The 26088-nt window shown below is 48.5% G+C and carries 31 protein-coding genes; 2 read left to right on the forward strand and 29 right to left on the reverse strand.

Annotation, left to right across the window (positions count from 1 at the left end; translation table 11 throughout):
• Nucleotides 1-7: 7 nt before the first annotated feature.
• The 13 genes from BMY78_RS27295 to BMY78_RS27350 all read right to left on the reverse strand — a co-directional run bounded on the left by BMY78_RS27295 (nucleotide 8) and on the right by BMY78_RS27350 (nucleotide 9347).
• Nucleotides 8-1612, reverse strand: a complete 1605-nt coding sequence (locus BMY78_RS27295) for a glycosyltransferase family 4 protein (RefSeq protein ID WP_090904443.1) — start codon at nucleotides 1610-1612, stop codon at nucleotides 8-10.
• A 61-nt stretch (nucleotides 1613-1673) separates the two neighbouring features.
• Nucleotides 1674-2813, reverse strand: coding sequence for a CgeB family protein (locus BMY78_RS27300; protein ID WP_256222474.1), 1140 nt, complete (start codon nucleotides 2811-2813; stop codon nucleotides 1674-1676).
• A gap of 73 nt (nucleotides 2814-2886) precedes the next feature.
• A complete protein-coding gene (locus BMY78_RS27305; protein WP_256222475.1) occupies nucleotides 2887-3981 on the reverse strand; it encodes a CgeB family protein in 1095 nt (364 codons plus the stop codon).
• Nucleotides 3982-4037: 56 nt separating this feature from the next.
• A complete protein-coding gene (locus tag BMY78_RS32665; RefSeq protein ID WP_143067090.1) occupies nucleotides 4038-4217 on the reverse strand; it encodes a hypothetical protein in 180 nt (59 codons plus the stop codon).
• A 22-nt stretch (nucleotides 4218-4239) separates the two neighbouring features.
• Nucleotides 4240-4581, reverse strand: a complete 342-nt coding sequence (locus BMY78_RS27310) for a hypothetical protein (protein ID WP_090904444.1) — start codon at nucleotides 4579-4581, stop codon at nucleotides 4240-4242.
• Nucleotide 4582: 1 nt separating this feature from the next.
• Entirely contained in the window at nucleotides 4583-4882 is a 300-nt protein-coding gene (locus tag BMY78_RS27315) for a hypothetical protein (protein WP_090904445.1), read from the reverse strand.
• The gene (locus BMY78_RS27320) at nucleotides 4879-5217 is read right to left on the reverse strand and encodes an alpha-helical endospore appendage domain-containing protein (RefSeq protein ID WP_090904578.1); all 339 of its coding nucleotides are present in this window, start codon (nucleotides 5215-5217) and stop codon (nucleotides 4879-4881) included. Before BMY78_RS27320 ends, BMY78_RS27315 begins: the two co-directional genes overlap by 4 nt.
• Before the next feature lie 23 nt (nucleotides 5218-5240).
• The gene (locus BMY78_RS27325; RefSeq protein ID WP_090904446.1) at nucleotides 5241-5528 is read right to left on the reverse strand and encodes a nucleoside-diphosphate sugar epimerase; all 288 of its coding nucleotides are present in this window, start codon (nucleotides 5526-5528) and stop codon (nucleotides 5241-5243) included.
• 121 nt (nucleotides 5529-5649) lie between these two features.
• Entirely contained in the window at nucleotides 5650-6402 is a 753-nt protein-coding gene (locus BMY78_RS27330; RefSeq protein WP_090904447.1) for an amino acid ABC transporter ATP-binding protein, read from the reverse strand.
• The gene (locus BMY78_RS27335) at nucleotides 6399-7109 is read right to left on the reverse strand and encodes an amino acid ABC transporter permease (protein WP_090904448.1); all 711 of its coding nucleotides are present in this window, start codon (nucleotides 7107-7109) and stop codon (nucleotides 6399-6401) included. The genes BMY78_RS27330 and BMY78_RS27335 overlap by 4 nt, the downstream gene beginning before the upstream one ends.
• A 4-nt stretch (nucleotides 7110-7113) precedes the next feature.
• Complete coding sequence (locus tag BMY78_RS27340) at nucleotides 7114-7857, reverse strand: amino acid ABC transporter permease (protein WP_090904449.1); 744 nt, start codon at nucleotides 7855-7857, stop codon at nucleotides 7114-7116.
• Nucleotides 7858-7883: 26 nt separating this feature from the next.
• The gene (locus BMY78_RS27345) at nucleotides 7884-8723 is read right to left on the reverse strand and encodes a transporter substrate-binding domain-containing protein (RefSeq protein WP_090904450.1); all 840 of its coding nucleotides are present in this window, start codon (nucleotides 8721-8723) and stop codon (nucleotides 7884-7886) included.
• A 294-nt stretch (nucleotides 8724-9017) separates the two neighbouring features.
• Nucleotides 9018-9347, reverse strand: a complete 330-nt coding sequence (locus tag BMY78_RS27350; RefSeq protein ID WP_090904451.1) for a hypothetical protein — start codon at nucleotides 9345-9347, stop codon at nucleotides 9018-9020.
• A gap of 266 nt (nucleotides 9348-9613) precedes the next feature.
• On the opposite strand from BMY78_RS27350, the gene BMY78_RS27355 reads away from it, so the two are divergent.
• Nucleotides 9614-10150 (forward strand): GNAT family N-acetyltransferase, encoded by a 537-nt coding sequence (locus tag BMY78_RS27355; RefSeq protein WP_090904452.1) that lies wholly within the window; start codon nucleotides 9614-9616, stop codon nucleotides 10148-10150.
• Nucleotides 10151-10305: 155 nt separating this feature from the next.
• On the opposite strand, the gene modB is transcribed toward BMY78_RS27355, so the two are convergent.
• Nucleotides 10306-10989 carry a molybdate ABC transporter permease subunit gene (gene modB, locus BMY78_RS27360; RefSeq protein WP_090904453.1) on the reverse strand — a complete coding sequence of 228 codons (684 nt, stop codon included), beginning with the start codon at nucleotides 10987-10989 and terminating at the stop codon, nucleotides 10306-10308.
• The gene (gene modA / locus BMY78_RS27365; protein ID WP_090904454.1) at nucleotides 10986-11858 is read right to left on the reverse strand and encodes a molybdate ABC transporter substrate-binding protein; all 873 of its coding nucleotides are present in this window, start codon (nucleotides 11856-11858) and stop codon (nucleotides 10986-10988) included. The genes modB and modA overlap by 4 nt, the downstream gene beginning before the upstream one ends.
• 544 nt (nucleotides 11859-12402) lie before the next feature.
• Here modA and BMY78_RS27370 point away from each other — a divergent pair.
• Nucleotides 12403-13464 (forward strand): substrate-binding domain-containing protein, encoded by a 1062-nt coding sequence (locus BMY78_RS27370; protein ID WP_090904455.1) that lies wholly within the window; start codon nucleotides 12403-12405, stop codon nucleotides 13462-13464.
• Nucleotides 13465-13605: 141 nt separating this feature from the next.
• Here BMY78_RS27370 and folE2 read toward each other — a convergent pair whose 3' ends face one another.
• From folE2 to BMY78_RS27440, 14 genes are all read right to left on the reverse strand, one after another.
• On the reverse strand, nucleotides 13606-14550 hold the full coding sequence (folE2, locus tag BMY78_RS27375) for a GTP cyclohydrolase FolE2 (RefSeq protein WP_177185892.1): 945 nt from the start codon (nucleotides 14548-14550) through the stop codon (nucleotides 13606-13608).
• Between the two features lie 45 nt (nucleotides 14551-14595).
• Nucleotides 14596-14928, reverse strand: a complete 333-nt coding sequence (locus tag BMY78_RS27380; protein WP_090904456.1) for a DUF3024 domain-containing protein — start codon at nucleotides 14926-14928, stop codon at nucleotides 14596-14598.
• Between the two features lie 27 nt (nucleotides 14929-14955).
• On the reverse strand, nucleotides 14956-15264 hold the full coding sequence (locus BMY78_RS27385) for a hypothetical protein (protein WP_177185893.1): 309 nt from the start codon (nucleotides 15262-15264) through the stop codon (nucleotides 14956-14958).
• The gene (locus BMY78_RS27390) at nucleotides 15227-15520 is read right to left on the reverse strand and encodes an NAD(P)-binding domain-containing protein (protein ID WP_090904458.1); all 294 of its coding nucleotides are present in this window, start codon (nucleotides 15518-15520) and stop codon (nucleotides 15227-15229) included. Before BMY78_RS27390 ends, BMY78_RS27385 begins: the two co-directional genes overlap by 38 nt.
• A gap of 5 nt (nucleotides 15521-15525) precedes the next feature.
• Entirely contained in the window at nucleotides 15526-15795 is a 270-nt protein-coding gene (gene rpsN / locus BMY78_RS27395; RefSeq protein ID WP_090904459.1) for a 30S ribosomal protein S14, read from the reverse strand.
• A 29-nt stretch (nucleotides 15796-15824) separates the two neighbouring features.
• On the reverse strand, nucleotides 15825-17021 hold the full coding sequence (locus tag BMY78_RS27400; RefSeq protein ID WP_090904460.1) for a GTP-binding protein: 1197 nt from the start codon (nucleotides 17019-17021) through the stop codon (nucleotides 15825-15827).
• Between the two features lie 241 nt (nucleotides 17022-17262).
• Nucleotides 17263-18489 (reverse strand): staphylopine family metallophore export MFS transporter CntE, encoded by a 1227-nt coding sequence (locus tag BMY78_RS27405; RefSeq protein ID WP_090904461.1) that lies wholly within the window; start codon nucleotides 18487-18489, stop codon nucleotides 17263-17265.
• A 26-nt stretch (nucleotides 18490-18515) separates the two neighbouring features.
• The gene (locus BMY78_RS27410) at nucleotides 18516-19712 is read right to left on the reverse strand and encodes a staphylopine family metallophore export MFS transporter CntE (protein ID WP_090904462.1); all 1197 of its coding nucleotides are present in this window, start codon (nucleotides 19710-19712) and stop codon (nucleotides 18516-18518) included.
• On the reverse strand, nucleotides 19709-20473 hold the full coding sequence (locus BMY78_RS27415; protein WP_090904463.1) for an ABC transporter ATP-binding protein: 765 nt from the start codon (nucleotides 20471-20473) through the stop codon (nucleotides 19709-19711). Before BMY78_RS27415 ends, BMY78_RS27410 begins: the two co-directional genes overlap by 4 nt.
• Complete coding sequence (locus BMY78_RS27420) at nucleotides 20439-21284, reverse strand: staphylopine uptake ABC transporter ATP-binding protein CntD (RefSeq protein ID WP_090904464.1); 846 nt, start codon at nucleotides 21282-21284, stop codon at nucleotides 20439-20441. The genes BMY78_RS27415 and BMY78_RS27420 overlap by 35 nt, the downstream gene beginning before the upstream one ends.
• Entirely contained in the window at nucleotides 21265-22152 is an 888-nt protein-coding gene (gene opp1C, locus BMY78_RS27425) for a staphylopine uptake ABC transporter permease subunit CntC (protein WP_090904465.1), read from the reverse strand. Before opp1C ends, BMY78_RS27420 begins: the two co-directional genes overlap by 20 nt.
• Entirely contained in the window at nucleotides 22152-23084 is a 933-nt protein-coding gene (gene opp1B / locus BMY78_RS27430; RefSeq protein ID WP_090904466.1) for a nickel/cobalt ABC transporter permease, read from the reverse strand. The genes opp1C and opp1B overlap by 1 nt, the downstream gene beginning before the upstream one ends.
• 13 nt (nucleotides 23085-23097) lie before the next feature.
• Entirely contained in the window at nucleotides 23098-24687 is a 1590-nt protein-coding gene (gene nikA, locus BMY78_RS27435; protein WP_090904580.1) for a staphylopine-dependent metal ABC transporter substrate-binding lipoprotein, read from the reverse strand.
• Nucleotides 24688-24758: 71 nt separating this feature from the next.
• Nucleotides 24759-26060 carry an opine metallophore biosynthesis dehydrogenase gene (locus tag BMY78_RS27440; protein WP_090904467.1) on the reverse strand — a complete coding sequence of 434 codons (1302 nt, stop codon included), beginning with the start codon at nucleotides 26058-26060 and terminating at the stop codon, nucleotides 24759-24761.
• Nucleotides 26061-26088 lie beyond the last annotated feature (28 nt).

Below are 26088 nucleotides of genomic sequence, written 5' to 3' on the forward strand. Positions count from 1 at the left end.
CCTGCCTTCATCGTCTATTGGATAATCTCCGGCGTGCCCGGCTTCGTTTGGTTTTGCCAGGCGTACGTTTGCGAACAATTGGTTGCCCCACGCGCACACGTTGTTTCTTCTTTTTGCTTGCCTTCAGCTTCCTTCCGCCTATTCCCGTTCCTCGTTGTTTCATTCGGTTACGAACCCTGCTGCGGTGGGTTGAATGCGGGGAACGACTTCGTCCCGTTCTGTGGCCTGAGCGATGTTCTGTTCCTTCATGAACAGGCTGACCTATGGCAAGCGGAGGCAAGGGCGAGATTGGCAGCGCCTGAATCACAGTCAATGGGAACAATCGTGCCCGAACCGAAGCCGGTTCCAGAATCAGCACGGTTCGCAAACGGCCCTCACCCCATGCGTACACAGGACCATTAGGAGGCTGAATGTACGGAAACCATCCAGGAAAACGCATCAACCACTGTGTCACCATCGTATGCAGCTTTGCCCTGTAGGTTTCAATGCCGTACAGCTTTTCCGCTTCTGTCCGATTACGCCAACCGGTGTCTGAGGCCAGTTCAGGATCATTCAGCAGGGTTGTTGCCAGAGTAGCAAGTGCCTGGGAATCCCCGGCCGGGGCCAAAAAAGCACCACTGCCTACCGATTCCAGCAATTCCTCGAGTCCGCCCTGGGCAAAAGCGATAACCGGTTTGGCGAAATAAAGCCCCTCCAGCGCAGTCATGCCGAATCCTTCTTTGACCATGCTCGGAATGATCACCATATCCATGGCCGTATAGGCCGGAGATACGTTTTCCTCAAACGGCGTAAAGGTAAATCTTCGATAATAACCGGATTTTTTCACCCGGGATACACATTCGTCATAGTACTTTTTGTCCGCTGATGTACCAATAATCCAGAAGCGACAGCGCGGATGGGTTTCACACAATTGCAGAGCCATATCTACAAAAGGTTTTAGACCTTTGGCATCATATATGAAGGAAGAGATGTAACCGATACAGATCTGCGATGGCTTGAAACCAATCTCTTTGCGTTTGCGTTCCCTCAAGTGCACCCATCGTTCGGGGTCCGGCAAGGCCGGGTCCCAGGTTGGGGAGATCACGGTCAACTTGGCACTCATGCCGGCTTGCTTGAAGGGTGCTGCTGCACTTTCGGATATGCCTATGATCCAGTCGGAGTAACGTCCAATCATCTGCACAGCTTCGTTGGTATGTTCATTCAACTGAATAATTTCGGTAATCTTCCAGATCACCGGAATTTGCAATGACTTCGCTGCTACGGCAGGCATTACATTAACACAGGTATTCGTCAACACCAGATCAGGTGCAGTCTCCCGGATGAGGGAGACCACGTCCTGATATGCCGGATTATGGCGAAGCTGTTCTGCATCTGTTGCAATCCCCCGGTAAGGTGTGTACACACCGTGAAGCATCGGCAGGAAGCATACTTTGACCTGAATATCGAACCTCCGTGCAAGTCCGGCAAGCTTTCCTTCCTGAGGAACCACGAGTACACAATCGAAGATGGAACCCATCTCTCTCATAAAATGAAGCAACAGCTTCTCCGCTCCCGTAATGCTGCGGGTGTTGCACACATGGGAAAACAACATGAGCTTGGGTTTAGTCGCCATGGCTGCACGGACCCTGAATACGAATATGCAGGGTTCTGTGCACACCTCCTTCCGGTCAGGATTAAGGGAATATAATGCTTAACATTTCGTTGATTCTTTTGCCATACGTGTGATCCTTTAATGTCCGTTCCAGCCCTCGAAGTGCAATCTCGCGGCGCTCTTTCTCATGAGTGAGATAGTATTCAACCTTATCCAGCAGCTCTTGAGGGGAAGAGTAGGTCTCGATTTCTACACCTGGTTTATAGAAACGTGCCAAGTCATCCCGCGCATCGGTCAATTGAAGGGTTGTAGAAGCGGCAATTTCAAATGTTCTTGGATTCGGGGAGGCTGGTAGAATTTTGACATGGTTGTTGTTAACGGAATCATCTTCGTGGGAGCGGTGCAGGTTGATGACAATTTTGGTGCCGTTATAGACATCGTTCGTTTCCTGCGGACTCATCCAGCGACCCAATTCGATCTTCTCACCGTAAGCAGCATAGTCGGGCAGGCGATCCCACCAGATACCATTAAATACGGTATTGTGTGACATCAGCTGTGCCATGATCGGATTGAAGAAGTACACCCGGTTCCAGTAGGCCGAACCGATAAAGCTGACGTCCCGGTGTAATGGAGAAGGTGTGGTGATCGGGAAGTAATGGTTAGTGAATGCAGCAAAGGGCAGGTAGTGAACAGAAGGGCAGCCGTTTTGTCGATACAATTCAACACAGTTCAGTTCCAATGTAAATACATGATCGAAATGGTGTACTCTTTCCAGTGTCATATCCGTATAGTACGGATCATCCGTGAGCCAAATTGCCGTCTGAATGCCTGCTTGGCGGATCGCATCCAGATGTTCCAGCGGAATATCCATGCCATCCAGCACAAGCACCAGGTCAGGGCGGGTTTGCAGTGCAATTTCGGATACAGGCTGACGCGGATCGGAAAGAGTTACCTGGGCAACCATGCCCTGCAATGTTGCCATGACGGCTTCGTCCAGTGGGGAATATGGGAATCCTTTACCCGAAGATACATAAAGTACGTGAAGCTGCCGGAAAGGCAATGGCTCCTGTGCACAATTGACGATATAGTTGGCACGGCCACGCAAATATCCTTCTTCCTTGCCCGCATCATATCCGGCATGCTGCCCGTTTTTGCGTGCTTGGTCAGCCAGACTGAGCACTGGTACATGAGTCTTTCTCGTTTTACGGTGTTTGAGAGACATACCGCCACTCCTTTTATTTTTGGGATAGGGTTCTCTAACTCTGCCTAAACGGTGCTGTCCTGCAGAAAGAGACTTACACGTGCTCCAGCAGCTGAGCGATACGACGGGTGAATGTATGCTGGTTCAACGTGGTGAGCAGCCCGCGCCAGGCTAGGGCTCGCCGCTCCTCTTCATGTTGCAGATAATATTTGATTTTGTGCTGAAGTTCAGCCGCGGTTGTAAAGGTCTCGATGTCATATCCAGGCCGGTAGTAGCGTGGCAGATCATGGCGTGCATCCGTAATCTGCATCGTGCCACAGGCGCTGATCTCATACGTCCGCGGATTAATGGAATGACCTTGGAGGTGATGCGTATTGCGATTGTCTTCCCCGTTCTCGCAAGTCCGGTGAACGTTAATCACGATTTTGGCGCCATTGTAATAATCGACTGTCGCTCCCGGATCAATCCAGCCATCGTGGATGAATCGGCCCAGAATGTCATAGCGTTTCAGACGGTTCCACTGGCTGCCAGCAATGAATACCTTTTTGTCCGCCAGAAAAGGAGCCAGCTCGTCGAACAGTGCAATTCGGTTCCAGAATCCGGTGCCGATAAAACAAATGTCATACTGATGCTGCGGTGCCGTACGCCTTGGTTGAAACATCCCCGGGTTCACTGCCAGCGGCATATAGATCACCCGACCCGCACCATGTGCAGTATAGAACGGCACGGCCGCTTCCTCATGTGTGAACACAACATCATAATGCTGGCAAATGCTTGTCGTATCTTCGGTAAAATACGGGTCATCCACAAACCATACTGCTGTTCGAATTCCCAGCCCTTTTATGCCATTCACCTGTTCCAGATGATCGGGAGGAAATACGTGTAGTCCATTCATAACCAGCACCAGATCGGGCCTATGCTGGCTGGCTTCCTGCAGCATGTTTGCCGGCGATCCGACAACACATTCACGAACAGATTGCTGCAAGGCTCCAATGACGCCTTCATCGATGGCATCGAATCCCTGCGGAATGTACAGCACCTTCATATTCCGCACGGTCGGCTCAAACAGCTGCACTCGCTCCATCATTGCCTGACAGCCGCCAAATCTGCGGCCTTCTGCATACCCGCCACGGTAAGCCGTCTCCGCTTCTGTAGGCGGTCGGTGTCGTCGTTTTGCCACATCCTTCACCCTGTCTTCCTTCAGGAGATATCACTTTCAGATTCTCCCCGTGATTGGTGTTCCCTCTAAAGGATATGCCCCGGGGTCAGATGCATCATGGACGGGTGTCCTGCAAGGCGCAAAATTGGCGTCTGCCCTCCACATCCGCCTGCACGGGCATGTCCGCTTTTGCGGTGATACAAATAACCCGGAGGGATCTTTCCCCCCGGGTTATCGTTGTACACTGGACATGCATCTATAGTCATCCGAAAATGTACACCTATTCTGCTATTGCGCTTTGTAAGCCAATTGATGTCCGTCCTCGAATCCCTTGGCGAAACCCGCGTTGAATCCCTCGTTGTACGCCTCGTTGTACCCCTGGCTGTAGGCGCTGTCCGGGTTCGGATCGGTAGGGGTAGCCGGGACGAACGGTTGTGCAGGCTTCAGACTCCGGTGCCGTCGTACCGCACGTTTCTTTTTTTTAAGCCACGCACTGCGTCCTTTGAGGGTACGTTTGTGCAGTACACGTTTGCCTTTGAGCGCACGCAGTTTACGGAGTTTACGCAGACGGGCCCCGCGAGCAAGCAGCGCTCTTTTGGTTCTCAGACGTATTTTTTTCTTCTTTAACATGTCAACATTCCTCCTGTATATTCCGGACTATGCGTATTGCATATCCAGGATCTTTGAGCCATGGCACACCAGGCTCCCCATGCTGGATTCGGGCCAATGGAATCCCCGTAACCATCCGTGACATCTCTTCTTGATAACGGCTCAGCAAACGAATGTTCTCAGCCAGACTGCGGGCGGATACTTCCGAGTGGGCAGACACGCTGGCCACACTGTCCAGAATGCGGGCGAGCGCCTGCTGACTGTGTGCAATGGACTCAATGAGGGACAGTTTCGCTTCCTGCTCACGCCGCAACAGACTCATTTTCCGAGATCCCCCATATCCATACCGCCAAACATGCCACCATCCATGCCGCCTTCTTCACCATCGTTCTGCACCATGATAGCCTTCAGGTTGTTGCATAATCCGGTTTCCATTCGGGTCAATCCTTCCAGTATTTCCACCAGCTGATCATGCATTTTGAGAGGCTCTGCCACCTGATCGCTATGCGTCAGAAAAGCCTCACCATTCAAATGATTTAACGCCCAGTTCCTTACCTTCTCGGCTTCAATCGCCTTGGCCTCCAAAATGAGGGCAATATTCCACTGCATCTTGGCGGCTGCATCCAGCATCAGTATGAGACTTTGTTCTCTGCTCATGTCCATTCACCCGCCTTCCGGGCTTATTCTTCCTCTTGACTCGCCATCTCCCGCATCACCTGGGTCAGCGTTTCGGCTACGGCTTCTTCCAGGTCTGCCAGGCCTCCCAAATAGGAGATGATGCTTTTGTTGATTTGTCCCGAGCTATCCAGCAGACCGTCAACGCCATCCAGCTCCGGTTCAATATCCGGCAAATGATTGATGATTTCAGACATGCGCACAGCGACTTGACGTTTGGCATCCAGTACACGCGCAACCTGCTGGTGAGAATGTGCAATATGTGTGAGTATTTCATCGATTTTGCTCTGCATGGTCCTCCTCCTTACCGTCACGGCCTGCTTCACCCATAGAAAAACCCGGCCTATCAGCATTTGCCTGCTACAGCATATGCCGGGCCGGGATCGTCAGTTACTCCAGCTTGCGCCTATATCGTCAGATGACGTAACTCCAATCGGATGAGTAACGGCTGAGGAATTGGCGAGTACGTTCCTGTTTGGGCCGCACAAATACGTCCTCCGGTGTCCCTTCTTCCACTACGGAACCCCCATCCATGAATACAACTCGATTCGCCACCTCGCGGGCAAAACCCATTTCATGGGTGACAACAATCATGGTGATGCCTTCCTGGGCAATCGATCGAATGACCGACAGCACCTCACCTACAAGTTCTGGATCAAGCGCCGAGGTTGGTTCATCGAACAGAATGACCTCTGGATTCAGTGCCAGCGCCCGAGCAATGCCTACCCGCTGCTGCTGTCCACCTGACAGCATGCTGGGATACTCATTGATTTTGGCGGACAGACCTACTTGTTCAAGTACACGCAAGGCTCGTTCACGAGCATCGGCTTTGGACATTTTCTGGGCGATGATTAACCCTTCCGTTACGTTATCCAGCACTGTTTTATGTTTGAACAGGTTATAATGCTGGAACACCATCGCCGTTTTTCGCCGCAACTGCACAATGTCATGTTTACGGGCATACTTACAGTCTACGGTTAATCCGCTGATCTGTACCTTGCCCTCATCGGCACGTTCAAGAAAATTCACACAGCGCAGCAATGTCGTTTTGCCGGACCCGCTCGGTCCAAGAATAGCAACAACATCCCCCTGCTCCACAGTCAGATCAATACCTTTCAACACTTCCTGCTGACCAAAAGATTTGTGTATATTCGTCAGTGATATCATGACACTCCTCCTTTGCTGTACACGGCAACTCTGCGTTCCAGCAAAGCTGTAATCCGTTCGACAATCACCGTCAGACCCCAATAGATCAATGCGGCAGCAATGAAAGCCTCCAGAAATTTCAGACTAACCGAAGCCACCACGTCCGCTTTCCCGAGAATATCCATCTGTGATACGGTAAATGCAAGTGTTGATCCATGCAGGAAACCAACAAACATGCTGCACAGATTCGGCAGAACCGCACCCACCGCCTGCGGTAAAATAATGCGTCTCATTGCCTGGGAGGTACTCATGCCCACGGCATGTGCAGCTTCCATCTGCCCGGTATCCACTGCAAGAATACCGGAACGAATAATCTCCGACATATAAGATCCCGCAGTCAACGAGAAGGCAATGAGCACGAACACCAGAATCGGGATGGAAGAAGACTGAAAGGCCCAGCCGTACCTGGCAGCCAGCTTGTCGATGATCAACGGAATCCCGTAATAGATTAGAAACAAGTGCATCAGCATCGGTGTCCCCCGAAAAAACGAAACATAGAAATCAGCGATCCGGTAGACCCAGGGAACCTTATAGATTCGGATTAAAGCAGTAGCCAGACCAATGCCGAAGCCTGCGATCAACGGTACAATCGTAATGACGAGTGTCAGTGGCAATGCCTTTAGAATCTGGAAGAAAGAGGTGTAGATAAAGTTGAAATCAATAGACATGCGCTCACCCCGCTATTCGTTTCAGGCGTTCAGCTCTTACCGCTGGCCCGCGGACTTCCTTCTTACGTTCGTGACGCTGGAGTCTGCGTTCTGCGAGAGCAAACCCTTTTTCAAGTACAAGCACGATAACATAGTAGACAACCGACAGACTGATATACACTTCAAGAGCATGCGATGTAGCCGAGATCAGGGTTTGGCCCCTGCCCACCATGTCCATGACCCCAATCGAAAAAGCAAGTGACGTATCCTTTAACGAGCCAATCAACGTATTCGCCATATTCGGAAAAGCAACAATGAGTGCCTGCGGGACCACAATGCGCCGAAAAGACTGAAACGTGGTCAAGCCCGCAGCATAAGCTGCTTCCGTCTGGCCCTTGTCCACACTGCGCACAGCTCCGCGAAAGATTTCGGCAAAGGACGCTGCATCACTTAGCGCATAAGTCACGATGACGAATACCAGCGGATCGGTCCTGGATAGATCGACTCCTATTGGCTTGAGCAGTTCGGGTAATCCGTAATAGACCAGAAACAACTTGATGAGAATCGGTGTGCCCCGCATGAAAGAGACATACAGGGTAGCGAGCTGGCTCAGCACCGGAATCCGGTATAACCTCGGAACCGCCAGAAGCACACCGCCCACCAGACCGAGCACAATGGAACCACCCAGTACAATCAGTGTAATATGCAAATATCGCAGCAGTTCAGGGATGAAATCCAGAACCAATGACAGATCGAATGATTTACCCATAACTGTCGCTCACCTTTCTCAACGAACTATTCCTCAACCGTGTAATCGGCTCCCAGCCACTCTGTGCTCAATTTGCTCAATGTCCCATCTTCCTTGATTGATTTGAGCGCTTCATCCACTTTAGTTTTGAGCTCTTCCTCATCCTTGTTCAGAATGAAATACACTTTGGAGTTGGAGAGAGCTTCTCCGACAGTTTTCAACTGTGCATCCACCACTTTATTCTGATAATCGATGGCAAACTGCGTGCTGATGGTTGCATCCACCCGCCCTGTTTTGATCTGGGTATTCGTATCTTCCCCTGCTCCGGAATACACAATGTCAATGGCGTTACCGTTCGCTGCATTCCATTTCTCAGCCAGTACAGCCGCATTACTCGTCGCGCCAACAATCAGTTTTTTACCTTTCAGATCCTCGATGGATTTTACATCCTGGTTTTTCTCGCTTACAACGATTTTATTAGGAAAAATGTTATATGCCTCGTCATTAAAGAGGAACTTGGCCTGTCTCTCTTCATTCACTTCCATCTGGTGAGCGATCAGGTCTATTTTCTTCGTTTCAAGACTGAGCAGCAGATTTTTGAATTCCATTGTACTGAACTCAAATTCATATTCTGGCAATCGTTTATCAATCTCGCGGATCAGCTCTACATCGTAGCCCGTCAGCTTGCCATTCTCATCAATAAAGCAAACATTAGGGAATTGAGTGCCTGTACCCACAATGATCTTCTTTACTTTATCCTGACCGGACGCAGATGCGGAATTCGATTCATTCGATGCATTGCCTGAACTGCAACCCGCCAGTACCGCCAACATAGTAATGAACAGCAATGCTGTCCGAAATTTCTGAATCCCCCAGTGATTAACCATTCCCGATCTCCTCCACAGGCTGTCATTTCAGCCAATATGATGTGTACTCCCATTCCTCATTTTTGATTTAACTAACCATTCACACTTGTATAGTCGGAATTAGGTTGAACAAAGAATAGCACTGGATGTCATGCCCAGGCAATATATATGCTAATAGGACATCCTGATAACGTTATAGAACTTCTCTATGCTTCACCCGTTCCCTGATCCAAAAGTAAACCAAAAGAAGCGATCCTCCGACGGGGCTGGGGATCGCTTCTTCAATTATAGATCATATTAAATTCAATTACGCATCTATCTGCGACTAGCCCATTTAATTTTACGAGCTACTTCTATACGCTGCAGTTGCAACAGTCCGATTCGTTCTTCAAACTTCTTGCGTTCATCCGTTGAATGGGCCGCGTGAATCTGGTGGCAGAGACCTGTCAGTTTGCTGTTGATATAATCAAATCTCATCCATAATTCTTCTTCAGGTGTGCGCTGCTCCGCTTCCGGCTGAAATATTTTGAGCTGGTGGATAAGGGACTGCTGCCATTCCTGATCCTCGATTTGGATGGCAAAATGCAAAAGATCCAGATAGTCGTCGATTTGCAACGATATACCGAAATCAGATTTCGTATTCATTAGTCGTCTCTCCTTATTTCAGTTCTTGGCTGGAATCAGTTAGTTCTATTTTACAGGATAGAGCATGGTTTAGGCGAGTCCTGAAACGAGTAAAATTGGAAAAAGTTTTGTCATTTTGACATATAGAAGCTTTCGATGGACTTATAGACAGATCTGATTCGAGAATTATATTCCAACCCTGAATTTCATGATAAAATAACACCAAAATATTTAAACCAACTTAACAGGTTGAAATAGTTAATTTTCATAGAAGGGATTGATCGATCATGACCGAACAATACCGATTGGCTACACTTGAAGATGCCGAACAATTGCAGGCTGTTACCGTTGATGCCTATGAGACAATTCGAGCCCTGAACATTCCTTTTCCAGCCGGACACGCTACACTGGAAGTCATCCAGAATAATATTGTACAGCATGAATGCTATATTCTTGAAAAAGGGGGAGAAATCATTGCCACGGTTACCCTTGATCGAGCCGAAGATGAACAGCGGAAAGCCATCAGCCCCTATCCTTTCATCCGCTGGTTCGCGGTAAGTCCGGCCCATAAAAGCCAGGGTTACGGCTCCAAACTACTGGATTGGGTAGAGCAACATATCATTCTGCAAAAGCTTGATGCTCCTGCCGTATTTCTGGCAACAGCGACTCGCCATCCCTGGCTTGCTCCCATGTATGAACGGCGGGGATATGAACCTTTTCATCATAAAACGGTACAGACACCTGAACGACAGGAAGAGATTGTATTTATGATCAAAACGCTGGACCCTGCCCGTTATAAGACACCTTCTGTTCAAACAGGCTGAACAAAAATCGGCTGGATGAACGTAAACATACATGATATCCCATATATGCGGCCTGCGCAAATGAAAACCCGCTCCGAGGAAAGATTCCTTGAGCGGGTTTTTTGAATGCTAATGCTAATGCTAATCCTTATCGCTTTCACTTTAAATAGCCCACATCATGCCTTTCCGTCGCGGGGCTGTCTGGTTAAGAGCAGCATGATAAACGAAATGATAATAATAGAGCCGGTCCACATCCAGGCCATCGTCTGATTGCCCGAATCCACAGCAACATAGATTGCAGTGGGTACGGTTTGCGTTTTGCCCGGAATATTACCTGCGATCATGAGCGTAGCCCCGAATTCCCCCAGTGCACGCGCGAAACCCAGGATGAATGCCGTCATCAACGCTCTCCCTGCAAGCGGAAGTGAGATATGACGAAATACCTGCCATTCATTCGCTCCGATGGAGCGGCCTGCATCTTCCAGATCCTTATCAATCCCGCTAAAACCGGATTTCATCGTCTGATATACCAATGGGAACGCAACCACCACCGAGGCAATCACAGCTGCCCACCAAGAGAAAATGACAGGTGCGGAGAAGATGGCTTCAATCCACCGTCCGAGCAGGCTCTTACGCCCCAGTAACACGAGCAATATAAATCCGACCACAGTCGGCGGAAGCACCAGTGGGAGCATAAATGCCGTTTCCAGAAAAATTTTGCCACGGAACGAGGTACGCGACATCTTCCAGGCCACAGCGATGCCAAACACTGCTGCGATCACACTGGACAACAGCGCAACTTGAAGGGAAAGACGAACCGGTGGCCAGAATACCGCCCAGTCTATTGCGCTCACATTCATTCCGGAATGGAGAACCCGTACTTGGCAAATACATCAAGCACTTCAGGCGTTTGCAAATACGTGTAGAATTGTTCTGCTTCTGTCCGGTACTTCGTACCTTCAATAATCCCTACTGGATAATTGGCAGGTGTATAGCTTTTCTTGTCCACTTCAAATGCAATTTTCACCTGATCAGAAGTGAGCGCATCCGTTTTGTACACAAATCCCGCATCCGCATTGCTTGTTTCTACATATTGCAGAACCTGTCTGACATCCTTGCCTTGTACAAGCTTACCTTCCAACTGATCCCATAGTTTGGCATTGGTCAATGCTTCCTTAGCATAGGTTCCCGCAGGCACACTTTCCGGTATACCAATCGCTACGGTTTGGATGGAATCCGCCGTCAGATCCTTCTCGCTTGTTACGGTATCTGAACTGTCCGCTGGAATTATGGCTACCAATGAATTTTGCAGCAAATTCTTCTGATCACCGGAGGCAATCAGTTTCTCATCCACGAGCGCGTTCATATTTTTGGTCGCAGCCGATACAAAAACATCTGCTGGCGCGCCTTGTTCAATTTGCTGTTGCAATGCACCGGATGCACCAAAGTTGAAGTTAAGCTCCACATTGGGATTCGCAGCTTCAAAATTCGTTTCAATTTCCTTCATGGCATCCGTCAGACTGGCTGCCGCTGAGATCGTTAGCTCCACCTTTTCCTGAGGATCTGTTGCCCCGGACGTTGAACTCTCACCTGATGTCGCTGGTGTTGAACCGGTTTGTTCCATTGCTGTGGATGTATCTTTACTGTCCGTACTTGCACCGCAACCGGCTAATACAAGAGCCAGTCCAAGTGACATACTCCCCAACACATATCCAATATTCTTTTTCATCCACTTCTCCCCCGATGTTATGTTTAGTTATAACTAGATATAATTAATTATATTTCATTATACATAAGATCATTGAAATAGGAAGGTAGTCTTTGAAGCATTCGTTGAAGGGCAAGCCATCTATAGCTGAATTATGTTGGTCGAGTTTATCCCCTCTGGCTGTTAATGGTATAGTACAAGAGACGCCAGCGTTTATCTGGGACGATGAGCGTTGATGAACGAATATAGTTTAAAATCTGAATATATATGTTCAACTAACATTTACACCATAACGGAGAGGACAGAAATAATCTGAAGAAGCGAAGCTACAAGCTTTCTGAAAGAAAGCTACTTCGAAAGCATACACTTCGCCTACAAGCTTTCTGAAAGAAAGCTACATCGGAAGCATACGCTATCCCCGGATTTCCCCTTTTGATAAAGGGATCAAAGAAATCTGGGGATAACAGCGATCGGAAGATTGTTCTGTCATTGGAGTGCCAGTGTAAATATCCATTAGTTGAGGTTATATAGTTATGATCTGTACCTTGAAGGAGGATCTTCACTGATGACGGAGGAGCAATCCTATACCACCGAAGAAATATCCAAGCTACTCAAAATATCTAAACTGACGGTCTACGATCTAATCAAAAAGGGAGACCTCGTCGCGTATCGCGTCGGTAAACAAATGCGAGTGGACGCCACCGATCTGGAAGCGTATAAACAGCGCTCCAAGCAGCTTCAATCGCCAGCGCACCGGGCCGCTGTGGATTCAGTTCTCCCCGCTGAATCTTATTCCGGGACGGAAAATGATCCGACGACTCCCCATGCCGTTCATTCCGCTGCAAATACTTCGCCTCTATCCAGAGAGACATTCGCAGCTCCAACCTCCATGGCGGGCAACCCTTCGGCAGCGCATTCGGCACGTCATCTGGTCATTACGGGACAAGATGTCAGCCTCGATATTCTCATGCGACATATGGAGAAGCAAACTCGGGATATTCGTCCGCTGCGTTCGTTCATGGGCAGTCTCGACGGCTTGATCTCCATGTACCGTGGGGAGTCCGATCTGGTCAGCACCCATCTGCTGGATGGAGATACAGGGGAGTATAATCTGCCCTACATTCGCAAAATCCTGATTGGCTGGTCGTATGTCGTCGTGAATCTGCTGACACGACCTGCTGGGCTGTACGTTCAACGTGGTAATCCGCGCGGCTTGCAGAACTGGACAGATCTGAAGCAGCCTGAGCTGCGATTGGCTAACCGGGAGAAAGGTTCGGGTGCACGTGTATTGCTGGATGAACAATTGCGTCTGCATGGTATCCCTGCTTCCCATCTGATTGGATATGACGTGGAAGAAACCAGTCATATGGGTGTAGCTGCCAAGGTCAGTTCCGGTGAAGCCGATGTAGGAATCGGCAGCGAGAAGGCTGCACGACTTGTCGGTCAGGTTGATTTTATTCCACTTGTTCAGGAACGTTATGATCTGGTAATGCTGAAGAAACAAGGGAACGAAGGGTGGATCGAATCGGTACTGCGCATTCTGCAATCTCCGGAATTCAGGCAGGAACTGCAATCATTTGAAGGGTATGATGTATCCCGAACGGGTGAAATTTTGTACGAAGTCTAGCGCAATGGTGCCTAAATCGCTCATAGAATCACAAAAAAACAGAAGAACCGCCGCTGAAGCTCTGACGGTGGTTCTTCTGTTTACTCTTCATTTTGTAATGTGATATAAAATGAAATGAATTCCTTAGCCCTCATACTATCGTTATCTCGACTTGTCATATACGATACGAGCTACGGCATCATGCTGATGAATGGACTCTTCATTTTTGCAATCTACCTTAAATTTATTTACCCAATGCTTCTCATACAGATCTGCCGCCACCAGCCGGACGATGTCTTCCACAAACCGCGGATTCTCATATGCACGTTCCGTGACCCGTTTCTCATCAGGCCTTTTGAGTATGGGGTAAAGACAGCTGCTTGCATTGGATTCGGCCACATTCAGCAGTTCTTCCTTCCAATAGCCCGGCAGCGCGTCTCCCGGGTTGGCTTGTACCTGGATACGCAATGACCCCCGCTGGTTGTGCGCGCTATATTCGCTGATCTCCTTCGAGCATGGGCATAATGTCGTGATCTGTATATGTAAACCTGTTCTCAGAACAGGGGATTTTCCAGCTTCCCAGATGACATGAACCGTAGCCAAAGAATGATTTAGTCCAGACAAACCGGTTACGGGGGCGGTTCTTTCGTAGAACCAGGGATAGGTCACTTTCAGCTCTGCCTTCGCCTGATTCATCTGTTCGGCCATCCGCTGCGTCAGCGCAACCAGATCCGGAATCCGGTCACTTAACCCTTCTCCGCGACTGTGCTGAAGCTGCTCCATCAAGCGGCTCATGTTAATGCCTTTTGATTCGCGATCCAGCGAAGTCGTCAGCCGGAACGTTCCGATGCTGGACAATCGAACGGGATCTTTGGCCGAAATGACATCCAAAGGATACTTCACCTGATCAATACCGACTTGCTGCAGCTCAAATAGAAAATCATTTTTGCTATTCTGCAAATCTTGCATCTCTTCTTTCCGTACAGGCTTATCTCCCTGTATCGGATCAATGGAGCCGAATAACCGCAAGCGCTCAGCTTTATCCGGCATGATAAAAGAATCGTTCACTACTCGGCTAATCCTGCTATTCTGTTGTACCTTTTGCATTGCAAACCCTCCCTCCAGCACATATTTGCGTTAAAAACCACGCATTCAGCGCCAGAACAGACCCGCTTCGTCCCGCTCAACCTGCTCCAGCAGATCTTCAAAATCCGGACAAGGCTCAATAACGTCTACCACATTCCAGCTGCTGTGTTCGTCTTTGGCATATACCTTCCACTGATTCTCTTCCCAGTAAAATCGGGCAATATGCAGTTTGTCCCACTGATATCGTTCTTCAGCGGGTCTTTCCTCGGTCAAAATCAGTTCATTATCATTCATCTCATACGTTAATTTCACCATGGTGCGCAGTGGTGCCGGGACCTTCTCATGGATATAACCGTTCATCACCGATTGAATTCTCCGAATGGTAAACGAGTCCAGCATGGAGATCACACCCTTTCATCAACATCGTTATGCAATCCAGTTCCATAGCCATGCCAGTATAAATGCACTGCCCAGTGATGTTACGAGCTGTTTGCCTGCCAGTTGCATGCCAAAGACTGTTCCCAACTCCTTGCGAATGGTCCACATCGTCACCAGACATGCCGTTAACGTTGAAGCCAGGTACACAAGAATAAACAGCTGCCCGCCGCTCAAGTCTTCAACGAAGGAGCCCTGATCCTGATTCAGCACCAACAACCCGTCTTTTCGCAAAATGGAAAACAACATACCGCCCGCGGCATCACCCGGCAGACGAAAGATCGCAAGTGCCGGCGTCAACGCGCCAGTCAGGGCAGAAAGTACCCCCGTCTGCTCCAGCCACCGCGTTCAGATCCATCATGCCGTAGGCATTACTTGTGAACGAAGGGGTGATCAGACGCATTTCCTCCGGCCACGCCAGAAAAGTTGCCCCCACCTCACTGCGTTCCAGCACGGTAAAACGAGGCATTCCCAGATCCTGCAGGACAGAGGCCATGCCGATCCCGGCTGGCCCCCCTCCAACAATTACACAAACATAATCAAATACATCATGCATGCGTCTTACCAGCTTGACTTCGTGACGCCCGGAATTTGCCCTTGATGAGCCAGCTCACGGAATACAATCCGCGAAACCTTGAACTTGCGCAAATATCCTCTCGGGCGGCCTGTCAGTTCGCAGCGATTTTTCAATCGGGTCGGAGAAGCATTGCGCGGCAGTTTCTGCAGCGCTTCATAATCCCCTTTTTCTTTCAGTTCCCGGCGCAGCTCCGCATATTTCGCTACGATTGCCTGACGTTGTTTTTCACGTACCACTTTTGATTTTTTGGCCACGGTTTACAGCTCCTTTTATAAATTAGTTTTTATACGGCTTCAACTGGCCACGGCAGAGGATTGTCGAAAAGTCCCCAGTCGGCCTGCATTTCTTCATCACTGAGCAGACATTGGTCCAGTTCTTCTTCAATGATGGCGCGCTCCATTTCAATCCCGATCATGACCAGCTCGGTCTGACGGTCTCCCCACTGTGCATCCCACTTTTCCAGTACATCTGGCTCTGTACGCAAAATTTCTTCCTTGTCCGCATCCGGTAATGCCGCAACCCAATGCCCGGCAGGGCCAAACTGAATCGACGATCCCGCCTGACTCAGACTTGCAGCCAGATCCCCTTCAGCCGCGAGCCAGACCAGCCCTTTGGCACGCACCACTTCTTCCGGCCAGCAGCTCATGAATTCAGCCAGACGAGAAGGGTGGAATGGTTTTCGACGACGATACACGAAGGAGCCAATACCGTATTCCTCGGTCTCCGGTGTATGTGATTCCTTCTCCAGCTCCTGAATCCATCCGGCGGACATGCTTGCTTTCTCGAAGTCAAAGAGACCTGTATTCAAAATTCCAGACGGGTTGACCTGTCCGTTCAAAGTCCGAATGATTTTGGCATTAGGCTGAAGCTTGCGGATGACACCTTCAAGCTTGTTCAGCTCCACGTCATCGACCAGATCACATTTGTTCAGCAGCAGGACATCACATGTCTCAATCTGATCAATCAGCAGGTCCACAACATCACGGGTATCTTCCTCACCCGTGGCCTGGTTCCGATCCAGCAGGCTCTGCCCTGAGGCAAAATCATGCCAGAATCGATGGGCATCCACAACGGTTACCAGACAATCCAGCTTTGCCAGACTTGTCAGATCAATACCCGACTCCTCGTCGGCATATGTAAAGGTCTGCGCTACCGGCACAGGTTCACTAATGCCTGTGGATTCAATCAGGATATAATCAAACCTGCCTTCATTCACCAGCTTCTCAATCTCCTGCATCAGATCATCTCGCAAGGTGCAGCAGATGCAGCCATTGGACAGCTCCACCAGCTTTTCTTCGGTACGAGACAATGTCGCCTCACCCTTCACCAGAGCGGCATCAATGTTGACCTCACTCATGTCATTAACGATGACCGCGACCTTGAGCCCCTGTCGATTGTGCAGTACGTGATTAAGAACGGTGGTTTTACCTGAACCGAGGTAACCGCTAAGAACTGTTACCGGAACCTGCTTTTGTGTCATGTGTATCTACTCCTTATGGTTGTGGTCAATATGCTTTCGACCTTAATAGTAATTTTTACGATTAACAACAATGACTATAATCCTGTTGCACGCTGTTGTCAAATCATTTTTAATGTATAATCGAAAAAAACAGCCAAAAGAAGGCCTATGACCTGACTCCTGCAGCTTCGTATCATAATGCTACGTCTCCAGAAAGTCAGTCCATATGCCTTTAATTTTTGTTCTTATAGATGCCGTATAATTAGGTTGCCACCACAGATTTAGCCCTATTGCCCGCTTCCATCCTTTGCCTGAAAGCTACAACGAGAATCATGGCGGCAACGGATAGCAGCGTACAGATCGTAAACATGGTTGAATACGAGCTTATTTGTACAATTAGCCCCATCGCAAGCCCGCCCAGTGAGAAGCCCAGATCATACGAGGACATGAAAATGCCCATCAGTACATATCGGGAATCGGTCGGCAGCACAAATGACAAATACGTGGTTAATGTCGGGTACAGCAAGGCCACGGCAAACCCACTGAACACCGCAGACAGGTATACCATCGGACCGATCGTCTCCGACAGAGCAAGCAGCTGGGTTCCCAGTGCCGCACATAACAGCAGCCCCGCCATCAGCCACGTATTCCAGCTGCCGTCGGAAGGGATTTTTTTACGCAGAATGAATCTGCACAAGATGACGACCAATCCCTGGATAGTTAAGAACACCCCCGCGCTCGCCTTCCCGGTCGATACCAAATACAGCGGAAGAAAGGTCGCCGTGGCTCCAAATACACATGAAGCAAACAGCATAACTATGCTGCTAATCAACAGTGGTGTGCTGCGCCAGATGCCGCCGAATGACCGCACCATATCTCCGAGCGTATACGATTTATTCTGTACCGTGCTTCGGGGCAAGTCCACGTTATAGCCGATCAGGAGTGGAAGGGCCGCCAAACCGATCATTAGCATAGTAAACCAGATGTCGCTGGCATTTTCCCAGATCTGGATAGCGAGTATGGGAATAACCAGAGACGGGACCATCGTAAAAAGGGTATACATGGACAATCCCTGAGCGCGGTCCTTATCCTCCAGCTTTTCGACAATGCCCGCCTGCATCGTCATGGAAAAGAACGCCGTAGCTACACCTTGCAGCGCCCGCAGCCACAAATACACCTCCACACCAAAACCAACAAACAGCAGCAGTGTTGCGGCATGCAAAATCAACAGCCACTGCATCACACGCAGCGGGCCATAACGTCCCAGAAGCTGCGCTGCAAAAGGCCTTAGAAGCATACACGTAAACATGTAAGCCCCCATCATCAGGCCAATCTCGGCCTGGTTCAATCCTGCAGCTTCACTCCGCAAAGGGAGAATAATCGTCAAAGTCGAATTGGCGGCAAAAAATAAAAAGGCCAACAGATAAAACCGGATAAATGAAAAGGATACCGGGTTTAGTTTGCCGTTCGCCGTTACAGATGACTCCAAACCGTTACCCCACTTTCTTCTGGCAGTTAACCCACAGACATATCTGTGACGGGTTTTCTTCGTTGATAGGCAAAAGCAATCATTACCGCCCCTAGGATAGCACAAATCATGTACATATACGAATAGGAGGATAAATCAGCGACCGGTCCCATCAACACACCGCCCAGAGATACGCCCAGATCTGCTGTCGCAATGAATAAACCAATTAACACATTCCGATTCAACTGCGGCAGCACAAAGGATAAATAGGTGGTTAACGTTGGATAGAGAATGGATTGAGCGATACCCATCAAGATGGCCCCCACATACAAAAGGACAGCTCCTTCTGTGATTGCCCAGCTAACACATAGTGCGGCTATTGCCAACAGCAGCATCGTTCCCATGATAAAAGGTGCATGCCATTTGCCATCGGAGGGGATTTTTTTACGTAACAACATCCGGGTAAGCACCACAGTTCCTGCCTGAAGCATCAGATAGACACCCGCATTGCCGCTTGGCAATTGACTGGCGTACAGCGGAATAAAGGTCGTGATAGCACCAAACACAACGGAAGCACTTAGCATCAACACACTGCATCTAAACAAGAATGGATTTTGCACCAATTGACGAAAGGATTGAAGCATACTTACGCGCTGCTCCAATGGATTTCCAGCAGGATGCTGCTCCCTGATCTTGTCCATTTTGGCGGTATATCCGAAGACGCCTGTGCAGATCGCAATACCGATCAGAACCACTGTAAAATAATCCATCCCGCCTGTCTGCCAAATCCCTAGCGCCAGGACAGGTCCCACAATGCCGGGAATATAACTGAACAACGAATAATAGGAAATGCCCTGGGAACGGTCTTTCTCCGGCAGGGCATCAATAATGCCAATCTGCAGCGCCATGGAAAAGAAAGCGGTTGATACCCCCTGTAAAATACGAGCGAGCAGATAGCCTCCAAGCCCTGTAAACGTGTATAAAATCAGGGCGAATCCATTGATAATCAGAATAAAACGAAGGACTTTAATAGGTCCGCGCTTTTGAATGATATGACCTGCCCATGGCCTGAAAAACATGGTCGTGAACATATAGGCCCCCATAATCAGCCCGATGGTTGTACTGCTCGCACCCAGGGATTCACCCTGTAAAGGAATAATGACATTAAGAATTGCATTTGCACTAAAATACAGAAGAACCAGGATGTACAAACGCAGAAACGGCCATGACATCGCTCCACTCATCCCTGATCCTCCCCCCGAAACGTAATTAAATAGGTTAATAATCTCCTCGCATAATCGGACTGAACATGCTTCAGCTGCTCAATAGGCACCATTTCCTCAATCTGACCGTCCCTGAAAATAATAACTCTGTCGCAAATATAAGCTGCCGCCTGAATATCATGCGTAATGAACACATAGCTCATCTGATAAAATTGCTTTAATTCTTTTAACAATCGCAGCACCTGAATCTGCACAGACACGTCCAGAGAACTAATGGCTTCATCGAATACAATGCATCGGGGTTCAGTCGATATGGCTCTCGCAATACATACTCTCTGAGCCTCTCCACCGGATAATTCATGCGGATATTTGAGCCTGTAGGACGAGTCTAATCCCACTTGATGCAATAACGTATCCACCTTGACTTGCTTATCCGCTTCCACTTTTTTTTGAGCTTTCAAAGGCTCCATGATGGCTTCCTCCACCGTAAGAAACGGATTAATGGAGGACGTATAATTTTGAAATACGGCACTGATGCTGCCCCTTCTCACGCGGCGATCATTCACGTTTTTCCCCTCAAATAAAATACGCCCGCGATCAGGCTTCTCGATGCCCAGGATCAAACGTCCCAACGTGGACTTGCCGCTCCCACTTTCGCCGATGATGCCGAGACATTCGCCATGCTGGCATTCAAATGCCACTTTTTTCAGCACCTGCTGCCTTTGTTTGGAGAATAATCCGCCTTGTTTATAGGACTTTTCGATCCCATCCACCTTGAGCATCTGTATCCCCTCCCTGCATCAATTTCCTGAAATGATTGCTCAGCTCCAATCGGGTGGAAATCAAATATTGAGTATAGGCATGCTTCGGCTTCGTAAAAACAGAACGAATATGCCCACTTTCGACAATGGCACCGTCTTTCATGACCATCACTTCATCTGCAATCTTCTGGACCACACCGAGGTCATGGGATATAAACAGCATGGAACAACCCATTCGCTCACGCAGTCGAATCAATTGTTCAACCACTTCATATTGAGAGATCGTATCCAGCGCCGTTGTGGGTTCATCCGCAATGATCAGATCCGGCTCCAGCACAAGTGCCAATGCAATCATAATGCGCTGCAACATGCCCCCGGATAGCTGATGTGGATATTGATTCAGGATTTCCTGCGGATTCTTTAACATGACACTTTCCATGGCGCTCATGATCTTCCGTTCGCTTTCTTTGTTGCTCCAGTCAAAATGCGTCTGTAGCGTCTCCCGGATATGGACACCGATTACACAAGAAGGGTCAAACGCACTCATGCCATTTTGCAGAATCATACACAGGTTTTTGCCTCTTCTTCGTCTCATCTCTTGTTCAGAAAGCCGGCCCATGTCCTCGTCTTTGAAGAGAATCGTTCCGGATTGGCGAATCCAGGGTTTATTCAAACGCATAATGGACCTGCATGTGACGGACTTGCCACTTCCGCTTTCTCCGACAATCGCCAGACAGCTTCCTTGTTTGACCTGAAATGAACTGTTATGAATAATGACCTTGTCCGTATGGGCGTCCCAGATCTTCAAATGTTTAACCTCTACTATATTCATAAACGGCTTTTCCCACCTCTTTTTTACGAAGCTTACCTTGGGAAGTCATTAATTTGGGGTCCAACGCGACCTGAAGTGCATCCGATAAAAAATTAAAGGCCGACACCACAATCACAATGGCTAGTCCAGGTGCCAGCATTAACTCCGGTCTGGAGAACATGACTTCCCTTGTCTCATTCAACATCATCCCCCATTCGGCATGAGGGGCCTGAATTCCCAAACCCAGAAAAGAAAGTCCCGAGATCTGCAGCATCATCGAACACATGGAACCACTGGCAATCACCGCAATATCGGCAAATGTTACCGGAACGATATGCTTGGTTATAATTCTGAAGCTGCCAATGCCAGAGGCTTTGGCGAATTTCACATACTCCATCTCGGAGAACTGCATCACGGATGTGCGAATAACGCGGGCAAACCACGCCCATTTCATGACTACAAACGCGATCAGAATATGTTCAAGTCCCGCACCCAAAATACCGACCACCGCCAGTGTCATGACGTATCCCGGGAAAGACAGCATGACATCACAAAGTCTCATGATCCAGGCATCTGTCTTCCCCTTGAAGTACCCTGCGATAAATCCGACAACAGCTCCGACCAGAACAGATATCATCAGGGCAACCAAAACCCATAGCACACTGGGACGAATACCATAAATGAGTCTGGATAACACACATCTGCCCAAGTGATCATTTCCTAGCCAATAACTCCAGGAGGAGGAAGCATATCGAAGCTTCATATTCACTTCCTCCGGGTCATGGGGTGCACACAACGGGGCAAATACGCCCACAGCAATAATGATCACAATAACAGCGAGCGATGTCATCGCAAGCTTGTCTTTACTCAAATTTCTTAATAATCGCATTAGAGATCCTTTCTTAATCGGGGATTCATCGCCGCATTGATCACGTCAGAAATCGTATTAAACAGCACAAAGGTTACGGCCAAAATAAGAACATACGCCTGAATCATCGGGAAATCCCGATTGAGGATGGACCGCACGCTCAACCTTCCAAGTCCCGGCCAGGCGAACACATTTTCAATCACAACGGTACTGCCGAGCACGATGGGGATCGCCATGCAAAATATGGATACCGCCACTTGCAGCGAATTTCGCAAAATATGCAGGGTCACCTTCCGCTCAGTTAAGCCGCTTGCCCTTCCATAGAGCACGTAATCCTCATTCATGTTGCTTAACATGGAACTCCGGACCGTCCTAAAATAAATGCCTGTATAACTCACCGTGATTACAATCACCGGCAAAATGTAGCTTTTCAACGAATCCATTCCGCTCGTAGGCAGCAAGTCCAGCTTGACGGAAAAAGTCGAGATCATGATGGCTGCGAGCCAGTAAGATGGCATGGCGGTCAGGACAAACGAGAGGCCTCTCACCGATTTATCAACGGCTTTACCTTCTCTCATGGCACAGATCACACCCAACAGGATGGAGAATCCAATAATGAACACCGACGATACCAGTGTTAATTTTAATGTGTTCAGGAATGCAGGACCAATCAGGGACAACACCGGTTCACCGGATACATACGAGCTGCCAAAATCCAACTGCATACAGGCCATCAACCAATTCACATACTGAATAACGAACGGTTTATCGAACCCCAATGCTTCATTCGTTTGGGCGATTAATTCGTCCGTGATCTGAGGAACCTCCTGTGCCTGTAATACAACTACGGCGGGGTCCAGGGGCGAAAGATTAATGAGTACAAACGTTATCAATGAAATGACGAACAGCAAGGGTATGGCGAGCAATATCCGTTTGACTATATAACTTCCCATATCCATCCCCGCTCTATTTAAATTTCATTTGCTCAAATGGCAATTCATATTGCGTCTGTTTGAATGAGATGCCATCCAGATTTTTGGGAGCCACGACTGTAACCCGCCCATTGGTGATCGGAATAAATACCGCTTCATCATGGACTATTTTCATAATGTCGGCGTACAGGGATTGGCGGGATGCCTCATCTGTAGAAACCATGACTTCATCAATTTTCTTATATAGTTCATCCGCCTGAGCTATGCCGCTTGTTGTATGTTTATAGGCGGAATCCGAGGTAAACGCTGAAATGGTGCTCTGTGGATCGTACGCCAGTCCCCAGGTTTGATTAAACAGCAGATCATATTCCCCGGTTGCCCTTCTATTCGCGATGGAAGTGGATTCCTCCCCAACAATCTCCAGCTGAATTCCTAATCCTTTTAAGGCATGCTGGATCAATTCCGCCTGTGTTTTTTGCGAAGATGAATTGCTGTCATAATACAATGTCAGAGCTAATGGCTGACCGTTCTTCGATCTCACTGTCTTACCGTTTGTTAATGTCCAACCTGCTTTCTCCAAAAGCTCTTTCGCGGTCTCGGGATTATACTCCCGCTTCTTCAATTCAACATGGGCATAATTAACGTTCGACGAGAATAAGGTGTCCGCTGCGGTCTGCGTTCCGTTAAAAATGTCATTGCTGATCGTTTCCCGATCAATGGCAACCCATATCGCTTCACGAACAGCCGTTTCGTGGACAGGATTATCCATCTTGCTGCTGTTGGCTACGATCATATTCGTATTCATCGCTTCACTTCGGACCACTTGAAAATCACCCGAGTCAGCCAATTGATTCATGGCTTCAACATCAATGCTGTCGGCACCCCGATCATCGGTGAAGATAAAGTTAATTTCGCCCTTCTGTAATGCCAGCAATGTCGTTTCCCCTGCCGGGAGAACCTTGGACGTGATTTTTTGGATCTCAGGTGCGCCGCCCCAGTATTCTTCATTGGCTTCAAATGTCGCATTCTCATCGATTTTATGTCCTGTCAGCTTGTAGGGCCCTGTGCCGTGATAGCCGCTCACCCCGTCCTTTGTGCCACCATTCGTAAAATCTTTGGGTGATATAAATACATACGGTCTGGTCATGGACAGTTCCACCAGAGCTGGATAATAGGGATCGGAAAGCACCAGTTCAAATGTATATTCATCTATGACTTTTGTACTTACAATTTTGGTGGACAGCTTGATCCATGCATGTTTTTCGGCATTCGCCTGAACCGCATCGATATTTTGTTTGACCGCCTCAGCGTTAAACGGTTCACCATCATGGAATTTCACACCCTGTCGCAAATGGAACGTATACGTTTTCCCGTCCTCGGAAATATCCCACGATTCTGCCAGTAATGGCTTGATTCCATCGACCGTGTTTTCGACCAGGGATTCATAAACCATCCCTTGTGCGGGCATGGAACCGGTGTATAAATGAGGATTCATATCATTAATATCCTTGGCGGATGCATAAATGAGTTCCGGTTTGACCTCGCTAATCGCAGACTGCGTTGTTGTCTCCTTATCCTGCGCGCATCCTGCGAGCACGGTAATAACAGACAATAACAGCAGCATTAAACCAAAAGCACTACCCTTTTTCACAACATTTCCTCCTGATAATAAAAGATATATAAATTGAGATGTAATTAAACCGTGCTGTTCGCCAGCCCTGTGCAGATCATCCGAATGTCCTCATCGAAGGTTTGAACGACAAATGCATCGGATAAATGCTGATCCGGGTGAGCGCGAGCGATCTCTTGAATTTTCGCCTCATAGGTGGCAATAAACGAATCGATGGTTGGGCAGCTTACCTGCAAATATCTCGCAATGCCCTGAATGATTTTGATTCGGTAATAATCCTCCTTGGGCATTCTGGGAATGTCCAACGCTCCATCCTGATTGACAAACATTTTTCTGAAGGGAACGGCCGAAAAGTCAAAATACTTGCCCTCGGGGTTGGGCTCCGAAAAGGGATCAATCAACAACGAGGTGTACCGTATGTATAATAAGTACTCTTGATGAATGTCCTGCAACTGATTGAAGTTCTCTATATCGTGGCGTGATAAACTCTCCAATCGCACCGGATAATTATCATCCGTCATGAATTGAAGCAGATTGACACCCTGGATACGGAGCCTATCCGTGATCGTCATCATTTCGTTCCACAATGTCCGCATGTCCCGAATCAAATATTGCGTTACAGGGCCTTCGGGGTAAATTTTATATACATATTTCCGAGTGTCTGATACTCCGAAGATCGCATCCAATGAGAAGTCATTCATGAACAATGGCGGGTGCACATATAAAGAAATATTTCTCGTTTCCGCCTCGAGTGCAGATGGCATAACTTCCAGCGCAATGCCCAATCGCTCGTACATCCTGCACAGTCTGCCCACATGCTCAGAGGGCGTTGAAGTAGAACCGATATAGACCTTTTTCTTGACACCTGTTGTAATGACATGGTTGGACGGTTGGTCAGTCATCCATCGGGTATCCCCCCAATAGGTAGAGAAACTGATCACTTCCGTATCCGCATGCAGCTGCCTCACATAATGACTTACCAGCAGGTTGGAGCCAAAGGTTGGAGAGACCAAAACCATGCATTTCACTTGTTTGATGAAGTTATCCTTCATTTGCTTCAATACATCGATATAAGCATCGGTTGTCACAGCAAAAATAAGCGTATCCCATTCGCCTTCAATGGCCTCATATCCCTGAAACACCTGATCGACAAAGCATTCACCTGCCAACGGTCGATGCTTTTCATTTTGAATGCTTGCTGCAGTGAATCCGTCGCTTTGCCGAACTGCTTCATAAAAAGATTGTGAGCGCACCGATTCTCTTCCCGCTATGCCTACGGTGCATCTGAATTCCTGTTTGAGCGTTACTGCCAGCTGAATGGATGCAGGGCCTGTTCCGAGCAACAGCACTCGTTGAAATCCGCTCATATGGACCTCTCTTTCCCAAGCTCAAGCG

It is taken from the genome of Paenibacillus sp. OK076, from assembly GCF_900110055.1.
GTDB lineage: Bacteria > Bacillota > Bacilli > Paenibacillales > Paenibacillaceae > Paenibacillus.